General features: G+C 71.1%; 16 protein-coding genes. 7 read left to right on the top strand and 9 right to left on the bottom strand.

Annotated elements, in window-relative coordinates; all coding sequences use genetic code 11:
* Nucleotides 1-546 (top strand): hypothetical protein, encoded by a 546-nt coding sequence (locus NOCJ54_RS0119090; RefSeq protein WP_028656771.1) that lies wholly within the window; start codon nucleotides 1-3, stop codon nucleotides 544-546.
* On the opposite strand, the gene NOCJ54_RS0119085 is transcribed toward NOCJ54_RS0119090, so the two are convergent.
* Nucleotides 543-1,037, bottom strand: a complete 495-nt coding sequence (locus NOCJ54_RS0119085; RefSeq protein ID WP_028656770.1) for a MarR family winged helix-turn-helix transcriptional regulator — start codon at nucleotides 1,035-1,037, stop codon at nucleotides 543-545. The genes NOCJ54_RS0119090 and NOCJ54_RS0119085 overlap by 4 nt on opposite strands.
* A 65-nt stretch (nucleotides 1,038-1,102) precedes the next feature.
* On the opposite strand from NOCJ54_RS0119085, the gene NOCJ54_RS0119080 reads away from it, so the two are divergent.
* From NOCJ54_RS0119080 to NOCJ54_RS0119070, 3 genes are read left to right on the top strand one after another with little or no spacing between them, the layout of a single operon-like run.
* Nucleotides 1,103-2,014, top strand: a complete 912-nt coding sequence (locus tag NOCJ54_RS0119080; RefSeq protein ID WP_028656769.1) for an alpha/beta fold hydrolase — start codon at nucleotides 1,103-1,105, stop codon at nucleotides 2,012-2,014.
* Nucleotides 2,011-2,790, top strand: a complete 780-nt coding sequence (locus NOCJ54_RS0119075; protein ID WP_028656768.1) for a methyltransferase domain-containing protein — start codon at nucleotides 2,011-2,013, stop codon at nucleotides 2,788-2,790. The genes NOCJ54_RS0119080 and NOCJ54_RS0119075 overlap by 4 nt, the downstream gene beginning before the upstream one ends.
* A 43-nt stretch (nucleotides 2,791-2,833) precedes the next feature.
* On the top strand, nucleotides 2,834-3,310 hold the full coding sequence (locus NOCJ54_RS0119070; protein WP_028656767.1) for a hotdog fold domain-containing protein: 477 nt from the start codon (nucleotides 2,834-2,836) through the stop codon (nucleotides 3,308-3,310).
* 12 nt (nucleotides 3,311-3,322) lie between these two features.
* On the opposite strand, the gene NOCJ54_RS26975 is transcribed toward NOCJ54_RS0119070, so the two are convergent.
* The 4 genes from NOCJ54_RS26975 to NOCJ54_RS0119050 form a co-directional block, all read right to left on the bottom strand.
* Nucleotides 3,323-4,201 carry an amino acid ABC transporter permease gene (locus NOCJ54_RS26975; protein ID WP_051486101.1) on the bottom strand — a complete coding sequence of 293 codons (879 nt, stop codon included), beginning with the start codon at nucleotides 4,199-4,201 and terminating at the stop codon, nucleotides 3,323-3,325.
* On the bottom strand, nucleotides 4,201-4,890 hold the full coding sequence (locus NOCJ54_RS0119060) for an amino acid ABC transporter permease (protein WP_051486099.1): 690 nt from the start codon (nucleotides 4,888-4,890) through the stop codon (nucleotides 4,201-4,203). The genes NOCJ54_RS26975 and NOCJ54_RS0119060 overlap by 1 nt, the downstream gene beginning before the upstream one ends.
* 69 nt (nucleotides 4,891-4,959) lie before the next feature.
* On the bottom strand, nucleotides 4,960-5,850 hold the full coding sequence (locus NOCJ54_RS0119055) for a glutamate ABC transporter substrate-binding protein (protein ID WP_028656765.1): 891 nt from the start codon (nucleotides 5,848-5,850) through the stop codon (nucleotides 4,960-4,962).
* A 35-nt stretch (nucleotides 5,851-5,885) separates the two neighbouring features.
* A complete protein-coding gene (locus tag NOCJ54_RS0119050; protein WP_028656764.1) occupies nucleotides 5,886-6,671 on the bottom strand; it encodes an amino acid ABC transporter ATP-binding protein in 786 nt (261 codons plus the stop codon).
* A 120-nt stretch (nucleotides 6,672-6,791) separates the two neighbouring features.
* Here NOCJ54_RS0119050 and miaB point away from each other — a divergent pair, with 120 nt between their 5' ends.
* Together miaB and NOCJ54_RS0119040 are read left to right on the top strand one after the other, a co-directional pair.
* Entirely contained in the window at nucleotides 6,792-8,288 is a 1,497-nt protein-coding gene (miaB, locus tag NOCJ54_RS0119045) for a tRNA (N6-isopentenyl adenosine(37)-C2)-methylthiotransferase MiaB (RefSeq protein WP_028656763.1), read from the top strand.
* A gap of 112 nt (nucleotides 8,289-8,400) precedes the next feature.
* Entirely contained in the window at nucleotides 8,401-9,051 is a 651-nt protein-coding gene (locus NOCJ54_RS0119040; protein WP_232221836.1) for a peptidase E, read from the top strand.
* A gap of 14 nt (nucleotides 9,052-9,065) precedes the next feature.
* On the opposite strand, the gene NOCJ54_RS0119035 is transcribed toward NOCJ54_RS0119040, so the two are convergent.
* From NOCJ54_RS0119035 to NOCJ54_RS0119025, 3 genes are all read right to left on the bottom strand, one after another.
* Nucleotides 9,066-9,314: a hypothetical protein gene (locus NOCJ54_RS0119035; RefSeq protein ID WP_145725345.1), complete on the bottom strand. Its 249-nt coding sequence runs from the start codon at nucleotides 9,312-9,314 to the stop codon at nucleotides 9,066-9,068.
* 72 nt (nucleotides 9,315-9,386) lie between these two features.
* Nucleotides 9,387-9,875, bottom strand: coding sequence for an NUDIX domain-containing protein (locus tag NOCJ54_RS0119030; RefSeq protein WP_028656760.1), 489 nt, complete (start codon nucleotides 9,873-9,875; stop codon nucleotides 9,387-9,389).
* 11 nt (nucleotides 9,876-9,886) lie between these two features.
* Entirely contained in the window at nucleotides 9,887-10,090 is a 204-nt protein-coding gene (locus tag NOCJ54_RS0119025; protein ID WP_028656759.1) for an antitoxin, read from the bottom strand.
* 69 nt (nucleotides 10,091-10,159) lie between these two features.
* Here NOCJ54_RS0119025 and miaA point away from each other — a divergent pair, with 69 nt between their 5' ends.
* Nucleotides 10,160-11,083 (top strand): tRNA (adenosine(37)-N6)-dimethylallyltransferase MiaA, encoded by a 924-nt coding sequence (gene miaA, locus NOCJ54_RS0119020; protein ID WP_028656758.1) that lies wholly within the window; start codon nucleotides 10,160-10,162, stop codon nucleotides 11,081-11,083.
* 617 nt (nucleotides 11,084-11,700) lie between these two features.
* On the opposite strand, the gene NOCJ54_RS26970 is transcribed toward miaA, so the two are convergent.
* A partial coding sequence (locus NOCJ54_RS26970) for an HNH endonuclease (protein WP_198020272.1) occupies nucleotides 11,701-11,946 on the bottom strand: 246 nt, incomplete at its 5' end.

The following is an 11,946-nucleotide window of genomic DNA, read 5'->3' as shown; positions in this document are numbered from 1 at the left end:
ATGGGGCGTTCTCGGGACCTCGGCTGGGTCGGTGCGCTCGACCCGCGTGGCCTGCGCACGACCGGCCAGCGGCTCGCGGCCGCCGTGGTCGTGCTCGGCCTCGTCACCGCGCTCGGCAGCTGGGTGCTCGGCCACGTCGCCAACGACCGCAGGTACGACGCCCTCGACCTCTGCGACCAGCCGAGCCCGACCGCCGACGACTGCCTCTCCGCCGTGCCCGGCGAGCTCGACCGGCGGCGGACCCGCTCGGGCGACGGGTACCGGACCCGGATCCACTTCGTGCCGGCCGACGACGGCTTCGGCAGCGCCTACACCGGCAAGAAGCGGGGTCCCGACGGCGTCGTCGCCGGTCTCTACCTCGCTGGCGACTACGTCGGGCTGCTCCGCAGTGACGACCGCCGCACCTACCGCAGCTCCTTCGCCGACATCCCGCGGCACTACCTCGTCGCCGGCGTGCTCGGGCTCGTCTGCTTCGGCGCGGGCCTGCCGCTGCTGGGGTGGCAGCTGCGCCGCCACCCACGGGGCGAGAGCGCCCAGCCGGGCTAGTCCTGGCCGGCGAAGGGCACCAGCAGGCGCCGGAGCAGGTCGGCCAGCTCCTTCTGGTCCGACGGCGACAGCCCGGCCAGCAGCTCCCGCTCGGCGTCGAGCAGCGCGCCGAACGCGCCGTCGACGGCGTCCTTGCCCTCAGGCGTCAGGCGCACCAGCACGCCCCGCCGGTCCGACGGGTCCGGGTGGCGCTCGACGAGGCCCCGCGTCGCCAGCCGGTCGACGCGGTTGGTCATCGTCCCGCTGGTCACCAGCGTCTCGCGCAGCAGGCGGCCGGGGGAGAGCTCGTAGGGCGCGCCCGCCCGCCGCAGCGCGGCGAGCACGTCGAACTCCCAGAGCTCGATGTCGTGCGCCATGAAGGCCTGCCGCCGGGCGCGGTCGACGTGGTGGGCCAGCCGGGAGATCCGGCTGAACACGGCGACCGGGCCGAGGTCGAGGTCGTGGCGCTCGCGCGCCCAGGCCTCCACCAGGTCGTCCACCTCGTCCCGCATGTGCTCACCGTAGCGGATGCGTCGAGAATCTTGATGTCAAGATAGGCGGCGCGTAGGGTCGAGCCGTGGACCAGCGCACCGACACCCTCGAGCGGATCACCCTGGCCAGCCTCAGCTGGGGCGACGTGGGCGACCTCGACCGGCCGCTCGCCGTGCTGCTGCACGGCTTCCCGGATACCGCGCACACCTGGCGCCACCTCGGTCCCGTGCTGGCCGAGGAGGGCTATCGCGTCGTCGCGCCGTTCACCCGCGGCTACGCGCCCAGCGACCTGCCCGCCGACGGCAGCTACCACGTGCCGGCGCTCATGGACGACGCGATCGCGCTGCACCGCCACCTCCGCGGCGACGACCGCGCGCTGCTCGTCGGCCACGACTGGGGCGCCATCACCGCCAACGGCATCGCCGCGGCCGCGGCGAACCCGTTCGGCGACGTCGTGGCGCTGGCCGTCCCGCCGATCCCGGCGATGCACCCGGGCGCGGACGACTGGACCCGCTGGCTGCGGATCCTGTCGCGGCAGGCGACCTTCAGCTGGTACACCGTCTTCAACCAGCTGCCCGGCCTGCCCGAGCGCACCTTCGACCGGTTCGTCGCGCACCTGTGGCACCGCTGGTCGCCCGGCTACGACGCGCGCGAGGACCTCGCCCACCTCGCGGCCGCCCTGCCGGACGACGCCCACCGGTCCGCCGCGATCGGCTACTACCGCGCGCAGCCGCGCACCTGGCGCCTCCCGGCCGCCTACCAGTCGCACGCACGTGACTGGGTCAGCGAGCCACGACTGCCGCTGCTGTTCCTGCAGGGCGCCGACGACGGCTGCCTCGACCCGCGCTGGGCCGCCCGGACCGCCAGCCGGCTGCCCGCCGGCAGCCGGGTCGCGGTCGTGGAGGGAGCAGGTCACTTCCTCCAGCTCGAGCGACCCGACGTGGTCAACGCCCGGATCCTCGAGCACCTCCACGAGCGGGCGGCGGACCGCTCGTGACGACGTGGGACCCGGACCGCTACCTCGCCTTCGCGGGGGAGCGCGGGCGCCCGTTCGTCGACCTCGTCGCGCGCGTCGACGCCACCGGGCCGCGGGTGGTCGTCGACCTCGGTTGTGGACCTGGCAACCTCACCTCCCTCCTCGCTGACCGCTGGCCGGCTGCTGCGGTCACCGGCATCGACTCCAGTGCCGACATGGTGCGCGCGGCCACCGACAGTCCGGCCGCCGAGCGCGTCGTCTTCCACAGGGCCGACCTGCGCGACTGGCTGCGCGGCGCCGAGCCCGGCTCCGTTGACGTGCTGGTGTCCAACGCGACCCTGCAGTGGGTCCCCGACCACCTCGACCTGCTGCCCGACCTGGTCCGCGCCGTCGCCCCCGGCGGCTGGCTGGCCTTCCAGGTGCCGGGCAACCACGTCGCCCCGAGCCACACCCTGCTGGCGGAGCTGGCCGCCGAGCCGCCGTACGACGCCCACACCGCCGGCGCCGCCCGGGTCTCCGCCCACGACGCCGCGACCTACCTGCGGGCCCTGCAGCCGCTCGGGTGCGAGGTCGACGCCTGGGAGACGACCTACCTCCACGTCCTGCACGGCGAGGACCCGGTCTTCACCTGGGTCTCCGGCACCGGGGCCCGCCCGGTGCTCCAGGGCCTGCCCACGGACCTCCGCCCGCGGTTCGAGGCGGAGTACAAGTCACGGCTGCGGGCGGCGTACCCCGACGACGGCCACGGCGTGGTCTTCCCCTTCCGGCGCACCTTCGTCGTCGCCCGGGTGCGCTGAGACACCCTTGCCGCAGTTGTTACCGACCAGTAATGTCGCCGCCATGACCCAGGTGCAGAACCTCTGGAAGACCACGACCGGCCTGCCCGTCGTCGGCGGCACGATCGGCAAGCGGGTCTTCTCGCTCGCGTTCGCGCAGAAGGCGCCCTACTTCGCCAGCATCCACCCGCGCGTGACCGAGCTCCGGCCCAACTACGCCGAGGTCGTGATCCCCAAGCGACGCAGCGTGCAGAACCACCTCGGCACCGTGCACGCCATCGCGCTGTGCAACGGCCTCGAGATGGCGATGGGCGGTCTCGCCGAGTCCACCATCCCCAGCGGCAAGCGCTGGATCCCCAAGGGCATGACGGTCTCCTACACCGCCAAGGCCACCAGCAGCATCACCTGCATCGCCGAGACCGACCAGGAGCAGTGGGACACCGCGGACGGCGACCTGCCGGTCCGCGTCCGCGGCGTCCGCGAGGACGGCACGGTCGTGATCGAGGGCGTCATCAACCTCTGGGTGACCAGCAAGAAGTGAGCCCGGCCGGGGTCAGCGCGCGGCGCGGTCCTCGTCGATGCCGGCGGCGACCTTGACGACGTCGATCTTCTTCTCCCCGACGAACCGCCTCTGCACCCACGTGGCCAGCCAGGTCAGGAGCAGGTTGAGGGTGACGTAGAGGATCGCGACCACGATCGCGGTCGGGACCTGGTTGTGCAGCTCCTTGTAGATCTGCTGGCCGACCTTGGTGAGGCCGGGGGCTGCGACCGCGTAGCCGAGGCTGGTGTCCTTCAGCGCCACCACCATCTGGCTGATGATCGCGGGCAGCATCACCTTCACCGCCTGGGGCAGCTGGATGATCGTCATCACCTGGGTCTTGCGCATGCCGATGGCGTACGCCGCCTCCGCCTGCCCCTTCGGGACCGCCTGCACGCCCGCGCGGACGACCTCGGCGAGGACGGCGCCGTTGTAGCAGGTGAGCGCGATGACGACGGCGAAGAAGCCGCCGGCCTGGTCGATCCACAGGAAGCCGGCGCGCGACGAGATGAACCACATGAAGAACACGAAGATCATCAGCAGCAGCACGGGCATGGCGCGGAAGAACTCCACGACCACCCACGCGGGCCAGCGGATCCAGCGATGGTCGGACATCTTGGCGACGCCGAAGAGGAACCCGAAGATGACGGCGCCGATGATCGCGAAGACGGCCATCGTGACCGTGACGACCAGGCCGTCGACGAGCAGGGCCCGGACGTAGTCCGGCGTGACGAAGGCTTCCCACAGGTCGTACTCGAACTGGCCGTCGTCGTAGAGCTTCCACGCGGCGAACGCGAGCGCGGCGACGATTGCCGCCGACGCGACGATGCTGTAGATGCGGTGGCGGACCCGGGTCCGCGGCCCGGGCGCGTCGAAGAGAACACTCGCGGCCATCAGGCGATCCTCCAGCGTCGTTCGAGGGCGAGCGAGATCATCGACACGATCTCGACCAGCACGATGTAGCCGACGGCGAAGCAGAGGAAGATCCCGATCCGCTGGCTGCTGTAGTCGTTGGTGAGCCCGCGCATGGTGGCGGTGGCTTCGGCGAGGAAGAAGACGCCGGCGACGGAGGTGTTCTTCAGCATCGCGATCAGCGCGCTGGCGACCGGCGGGACGGAGGCCCGGACCGCCTGCGGGAGGATCACCTCACGCATGACGCCGAGGAACGGCAACCCGATCGCCCGCGCTGCCTCGGCCTGGCCCATCGGGACGGCGTTGACGCCCGAGCGCAGGCCTTCGCAGACGAAGCAGGCGGTGTAGAGGCTCAGGGCGACGAAGGCGGTCGCAAACGCCGAGGTGAAGTCGAAGGTGCCGATGTGCACCTGGACCCACTTGAAGTTGATCCCGATGATCGGGGCCGCGAAGTGGAAGAAGATGAAGATGAGCACGAGTGGCGTGTTGCGCACCAACGTCACGTAGACCGAGCCGAGGACGCGCAGCACGGCGATCGGTCCGACCCGCATCGCCACGAGGATCGTGCCGAGGATCAACGAGGCCACGGCCGTCACCAGGAACAGGAAGAGCGTGTAGCCGAACGCCTTGAAGAACTCGTCGAGGTTGTCGAGGATCGCTTCCAACGACATCCCCCTCTCCGTCGAGGGAGCCGGGGACCCGCTGGTGGGCAGGCCCCCGGCTCCGGGGTCAGGCGTGGGTCACTGGCAGGCGTCCAGCTCCGGCGGCTCCGGAGTCTCGACGCCCGAGGGCCCGAGGGTCAGCTCGAAGGCCTCGGCCCACGATCCGTCGTCGAACGCCTTCTCCAGGACGCCGTTGATCCACTCGCACATCTCCGGGTGGTCCTTGCTGTAGCCGACGCCGATGCGCTCCTCGGAGAACTCGTCGCCGACGACCTTGAGCTGGCCCTCGTTCTGCGCGGCGAGGCCGGCGAGGATCGAGCCGTCGGTCGACATCGCGGCGTAGGTGCCGTCGAGGACCTTCTCCGCACACTCGGAGTAGGAGTCGGCGCCGACACCCTTGGCGCCCTTGGCCTTGACGTTCTCCAGCGACGTGGAGCCGGTCACCGAGCAGACCTCCTTGCCCTTGAGGTCCTCGATGCCCGCGACGTCGCTGTCCTCCTTCACGAGGATCTGCTGGCCGGTGACCATGTAGGGCCCGGTCTGGCCGACGACCTTGCGGCGGTCGTCGGTGATCGAGTACGACGCCAGGACGACGTCGACCTTGCCCGACTCGAGGTAGGGCTCGCGGTTGTCGGAGATCGTCTCCTCCCACGTCACGTTGCTCGACGCGGGGTCGATGCACAGGTCCGCGACGAGCAGCTTGGCGACCTCGACGTCGAAGCCGCTCGGCACGTCGTCGGTGGCGCCCTTGAACCCGAGGCCGGGCTGGTCGTACTTCACGCCCACGGTGATCTTGCCCGCCTCGGCGAGCTCGGCCATGCGGGTGCCCTCGTCGAACTTGCCGTCACAGTCGTCGGCGGCCTCGACGTCGCGTCCCTCGCTGTCGTTGCCCGCGTCACCGCAGGCCGCCAGCCCGGCAGCAATTGCGATCCCTGCGGCACCTGCCGCGAAGGCTTTCCTGAGTCGCATCCTTCTTTCCTCTCCTAGCCGAGTTGGTCGAACAGTCAGTGCTTGAGGATCTTGCCGAGGAAGTCCTTGGCGCGATCGCTCTGCGGGTTGGTGAAGAAGCTCTCCGGATCGGCCGTCTCGACGATCTGGCCGTCGGCCATGAACACCACCCGGTTGGCGGCCGTGCGGGCGAAGCCCATCTCGTGGGTCACCACGATCATCGTCATCCCGCGCTGCGCGAGACGGACCATGACGTCGAGGACCTCCTTGATCATCTCCGGGTCCAGCGCAGAGGTCGGCTCGTCGAAGAGCATCACCTTCGGCTCCATGGCCAGGGCGCGGGCGATCGCGACCCGCTGCTGCTGGCCGCCGGAGAGCTGGGCGGGGTACTTGGCCGCCTGGTGGGCGACGCCGACGCGTTCGAGGAGGTCCTTCGCCAGGGCCTCGGCGTCGGCCTTCGGCATCTTGCGGACCTTGATCGGCCCGAGCGTGACGTTCTCGAGGATCGTCTTGTGGGCGAAGAGGTTAAAGCTCTGGAACACCATGCCGACGTCGGCACGGTGTGCGGCGAGCGCCTTGCCCTCCTGCGGCAGCTCCTTGCCGTCGACGAGGATCTGGCCCTCGTCGACGGTCTCGAGCCGGTTGATGGTGCGGCACAGCGTGGACTTGCCGGAACCCGACGGGCCGATCACGACCACGACCTCACCCCGCGTGACGGTGAGGTCGATGTCCTGGAGGACGTGGAGGTCGCCGTACCACTTCTGGACGCCGTGCAGCTCCACGAGAGGCTCGCCGGGGCGAACCTTGCCGAGATCAACCGCTGCATCGTCGGAGACGGTCATGCGTCCGGACGCTAGCGCGTGATCCACGCCACCGGCTAGAGCGACGGGCCGCCGAGACCAATTCGTGACGGCATCGAGATTCGGGGGGTGCGCGCCGCCCGCCGTACCCTTGAGGACGCCATGACGACCGCAGCGCAGCCCCGGACCTACGAGGTCCGCACCTACGGGTGCCAGATGAACGTGCACGACTCCGAGCGCCTCTCCGGGCTGCTCGAGGACGCGGGCTACCTGCCTGCCCCCGAGGGGGAGCAGGCCGACGTCGTCGTCTTCAACACCTGCGCGGTGCGGGAGAACGCGGACAACCGCCTCTACGGCAACCTCGGCCACCTTGCGCCGGTCAAGGCGAAGCGGCCCGGCATGCAGATCGCCGTCGGCGGCTGCATGGCGCAGAAGGACCGCGACACGGTCGTGAAGAAGGCCCCGTGGGTCGACGTCGTCTTCGGCACCCACAACATCGGCTCCCTGCCGGCGCTGCTCGACCGGGCGCGGGTCCAGCAGGAGGCGCAGGTCGAGATCCTGGAGTCGCTCGACGTCTTCCCCTCGACGCTGCCCACCAAGCGCGAGTCCGCCTACGCCGCCTGGGTGTCGGTCAGCGTCGGCTGCAACAACACCTGCACCTTCTGCATCGTCCCGAGCCTGCGCGGCAAGGAGAAGGACCGGCGCCCCGGCGAGATCCTCGCCGAGATCGAGGCGCTCGTCGCCGAGGGCGTCTCCGAGGTCACCCTGCTCGGCCAGAACGTCAACGCGTACGGCGTGGAGTTCGGCGACCGGCAGGCCTTCTCCAAGCTGCTGCGGGCCTGCGGCGAGATCGAGGGCCTCGAGCGGGTGCGCTTCACCAGCCCCCACCCGGCCGAGTTCACCGACGACGTCATCGAGGCGATGGCCGAGACCCCGAACGTGATGCCGAGCCTGCACATGCCGCTGCAGTCGGGATCCTCGAAGGTCCTCAAGGACATGCGCCGCTCCTACCGCCAGAAGAAGTTCCTCGGCATCATCGAGCGCGTGCGCGCCGCGATCCCCGACGCCGCCATCACCACCGACATCATCGTCGGCTTCCCCGGTGAGACCGAGGAGGACTTCCAGGAGACGCTGAAGGTCGTCCGCGAGGCGCGCTTCTCCGGGGCGTTCACCTTCCAGTACTCCAAGCGCCCCGGCACGCCGGCCGCCACCCTGCCCGACCAGGTCGACCAGGCCGTGGTGACCGACCGCTACAACCGCCTCGTCGAGCTGGTCAACGAGATCACGTGGGACGAGAACAAGCGGCTGGTCGGGCGTGAGCTCGAGCTGATGGTCGCCGAGGGCGAGGGCCGCAAGGACGCCGCCACCATGCGGCTCTCCGGCCGCGCGCCCGACAACCGGCTGGTGCACTTCGAGGCCGACTTCTCCCAGGTCGAGGGCGCACCGCGCCCCGGCGACATGGTCACCGTCCAGGTCACCTACGCCGCGCCGCACCACCTCGTCGCCGACGGCCCGGTGCGTTCGCTGCGCCGCACCCGCTCGGGCGACGCGTGGGAGCGCCGCACCGCCGAGCCGCCCGCCACCGGACCGGCCGTCGGGCTCGGGATGCCGTCCGTCGGCGTACCCGCGCCGCTGCCGGAGGCTCCCGCCTGCCGTTGAGCCGGAGGCCTCCGCTGGGCTAGGTTCGTGGCCGATGCCAGCGGAACGAACGATTCTCGCAACCTCGGGCGGCATCCTTCCGGGCGTACGAACGCGCTGGAGCGTCGGCCCGTTGACCCGTCATGCCATCGACCTCGCCGGTGTGGACGGTCGCACGCCCCGCGTCTGCTTCATCGGCACCGCCTGCGGTGACGCCCCGGCGGTGATCCGGGACTTCTACGACATGGCGCAGGAGGCCGGCTTCCACGGCAGCCACCTGCAGCTCTTCCCGATGCCCAACATCGAGGACGTGCGCGGGCACCTGCTCGAGCAGGACGTCATCTGGGTCTGGGGCGGCAGCGTCGCCGGGCTGCTCGCGATGTGGGAGCTGCACGGCGTCGACGCCGCCCTGCGCGAGGCCTGGGAGGCCGGTGTCGTGCTCACCGGGGTCTCCGCCGGCTCGCTGTGCTGGCACGTCGGCGGGACGACCGACTCCTTCGGCCCCGACCTGCGCCCGTTCACCAACGGGCTCGGCCTGCTGCCCTGGTCCAACGGGGTCCACTACGACTCCGAGGAGCAGCGCCGCCCGCTCTTCCACAAGCTCGTCGGCGACGGCGTGCTGCCGTCCGGCTACGCCACCGACGACGGCGTCGGCGTGCTCTACCGCGGGACCGAGGTCGCCGGCGCGTTCACCGAGGTCGACGGCAAGGGCGCCTACTTCGTCGAGCGCTCCGCCGACGGCGGGGTCGTGGAGACCCGCCTCGACGTCGTACGGCTGCGCTAACCGGGCCTGACGGCTCAGGCCGGGGACTCGGACTCCGGCGGGACCTCCGGGTCGCCGCGGGTGGCCGCGGTGTCGGTGTCCTCCTCCTCGACGGCCGCCTCCGGGATCTCGTCGGTCGCCGGGTTGTGCATGGGGTTCGGGTCGCGTCCCACGGTGCTGCGCGGCCCGTCGCCCCCGACGCCCTCGATGCTGTTCGGCCCGCCGGGTGCCGGCTCGGGCGGCTCCACCTTCGGCTCGGGCTGCGGTGGCAGGTCAGCGTTCATGTCCATCCCCTCCCAGTGTCTCGGGAACACTCGGTAGGGCGGTATCCGCGCGGCGCGGTTTGATCCGGAGGCTCAGAAGCCGAAGTGCGTCAGCGGCGCCAGGTTGCCGGTGCGCAGCCCGTCGAGGACGATTCGCTCGTGCGGCACGACGGGGTCGGGCAGGTCGTCGAGCGCGAACCACCGCAGGTCCGCGCACTTGGCCGCCTCGACGATCCGCGGCTCTCCCGACCAGGAGCGGGCGGTGAAGAAGAAGTCGATGCGCTCGTCGATCGGCAGGTCGCGCGCCGTGCGCTGCATGGCGGTGACGAACGACAGGTCGAGGTCGCTGACCGCGACCTCCTCGAGCGCCTCGCGCCGCGCCGCCTGCTCGGCGGTCTCGCCGCGCTCGACGTGGCCGGCGGCCGCGGCAGCCCAGTGCCCGTCCATGTAGCCGGTGCCCTGCCTCAGCTGCAGCAGCACCTCGGTGCCGGAGCCCCCGGTCGCCTCGCGGAGGAGGAAGACGTAGGAGGCGGGGACGACGACGAAGCGGGTCTTCCCGGTCGCCGGGTCATGGACGGACACGCGGGTGGGACTCAGCGGATGTCGTCGTTCTTGCCGTCGAGGCTGTCGAGGGCGTCCTTCGCCTTCTCGACGCCGGTGTCGATCTTGTCGTCGAACTTGCCGCCGGTCTTCTTCGACGCGACGTCGGCAGCCTTGTCGAGGCCGTCGCCGATCTTGTCGCCGTGCTTGTCGACGGCGTCCGTCAGCTTGTCCTTGGCGTTGTCCAGAAAGCCCACGAGAACCCCCAAAGGTCGAAGGTGGCGACCCGCTCCGGGCCGTCGGAGCAACCTTGCCACACTGTCTCCATGCCGCAGCGCCCGTCCCCGATCCCGGTCGTGGCCATCGTCGGGCCCACCGCCAGCGGCAAGACCTCCCTCTCCCTCGACCTCGCCGAGGCCCTCGGGGGAGAGGTCGTCAACACCGACGCGATGCAGGTCTACCGCGGCATGGACATCGGTACGGCGAAGCTGCCCGTCTCCGAACGACGCGGCATCCCGCACCACCTGCTCGACACCCTGTCCGTGCGCGACCCCGCGACCGTCGCCGAGTTCCAGGGCTGGGCCCGCGCCGCGATCGCCGACATCCGCGACCGCGGCTGCGTCCCGGTCCTCGTCGGCGGCTCCGCGCTCTACACCCGCGCGATCCTCGACCGCTTCGACTTCCCCGGCACCGACCCCGACCTGCGCGCCCGCTACGAGGCCGAGCTCGCCGACGTCGGCCCCGCCGCCCTCCACGCCCGCCTCCGCGAGCTCGACCCCGACGCCGCCGACCGGATCGAGCCCGCCAACGGCCGCCGCATCGTGCGCGCCCTCGAGGTCATCGAGCTCACCGGCCGCCCGTTCAGCGCCACCCTCCCCGTGCAGGAGTACGTCGACCCCGCCACCGTGCAGGTCGGCGTCGAGATCCCGCGCGACGTCCTCGAGCAGCGCATCGCCACCCGCGTCCACGCCATGTTCGACGCCGGCCTCCTCGACGAGGTCGACCGCCTGCTCGCCGACGGCCTCGCCGAGGGGCGCACCGCCTCCCTCGCCATCGGCTACCGCCAGGCCATGGCCGTGTTGGCCGGCCATATGAGCGTCGAGGAGGCGCAGGAGCGGACGATCATCGCCACTCGCAAGTTCGCCCGCCGCCAGATGGCCTGGTGGAAGGACGACCCCCGGATCACCTGGGTGGCGTACGACGACCCGGACCGGGTGGCGAAGGCGCTCAGCGTGGTGCGCGAAGGCTGAGCCCCGTTGCCGGATGCTGCCTCCGGGCGTGTCGGGCGGATCTTGGTGGGCACAGTCGGTGCGCTGGTGCCGCTGGTTTCGCGGCTCGGCGCTGGGGCGCCTCGCACCTCAACCAGCGGCGTGAGTGTTGCTTCGTGGTTGGTGTCGGCGGCCGCGCACCGTAGCCGACCGGTCCCCGGCGTCAAGGACGTCGCTGCGCTCCGCCGCTACGCGGCGCCTTCGGCGTCCTTGACTGCGGGGCCCTGCCGGTCGGCCGCCTTCCTCGGGACGTCATACGAATCGTGGGCTCCAGGCCACGATTCGCATGACGTCTAGGAGCGCTGCTGTCTCCCGGCGGTTGAGGTGCGACGAGCGCCAGCGAGGAGCCTCGAAACCTCCGGGCCTTGATGGCGAACTGTGGTGCCACAGTCGGGTGCATCGGTGCCACTGGTTTCGAGGCTCGGCGCTGGGGCGCCTCGCACCTCAACCAGCGGCGGGAGGTCGGCGCTGGGGCGCCTCGCACCTCAACCAGCGGCGGGAGGTCGGTGCTGGGGCGCCTCGCACCTCGACCGGTGGCAGTCCTGGAGGGTCAGGCATGCCGATGACCCCGCCGGTGGGCGGGGTGTGGGGCTCGGTGGCTAGTAGTCGTCCGGATCAACGCGGCGCGGGGTGTCGAGGACCTTCGTGCCCTTCGGGCCGACCAGGAAGTGCCGGTCGTTCGGTGATTTCCACAGGTAGTGGCCGGGCTGGATGGTGACGTAGCGCCAGAGGCTGAAGGTCTTGGCCCGGTGGTGGCGCCGGCACAAGGGCACGAGGTTGCACGGACACGTCGGGCCACCGCGAGCATGCTCGATCGTGTGGTCGAGGTCGCAACGGCTCGCCCT

It is taken from the genome of Nocardioides sp. J54, from assembly GCF_000519005.1.
Taxonomy (GTDB): Bacteria; Actinomycetota; Actinomycetes; order Propionibacteriales; family Nocardioidaceae; genus Nocardioides.
This window is presented reverse-complemented; position numbering and strand designations above follow the sequence as displayed.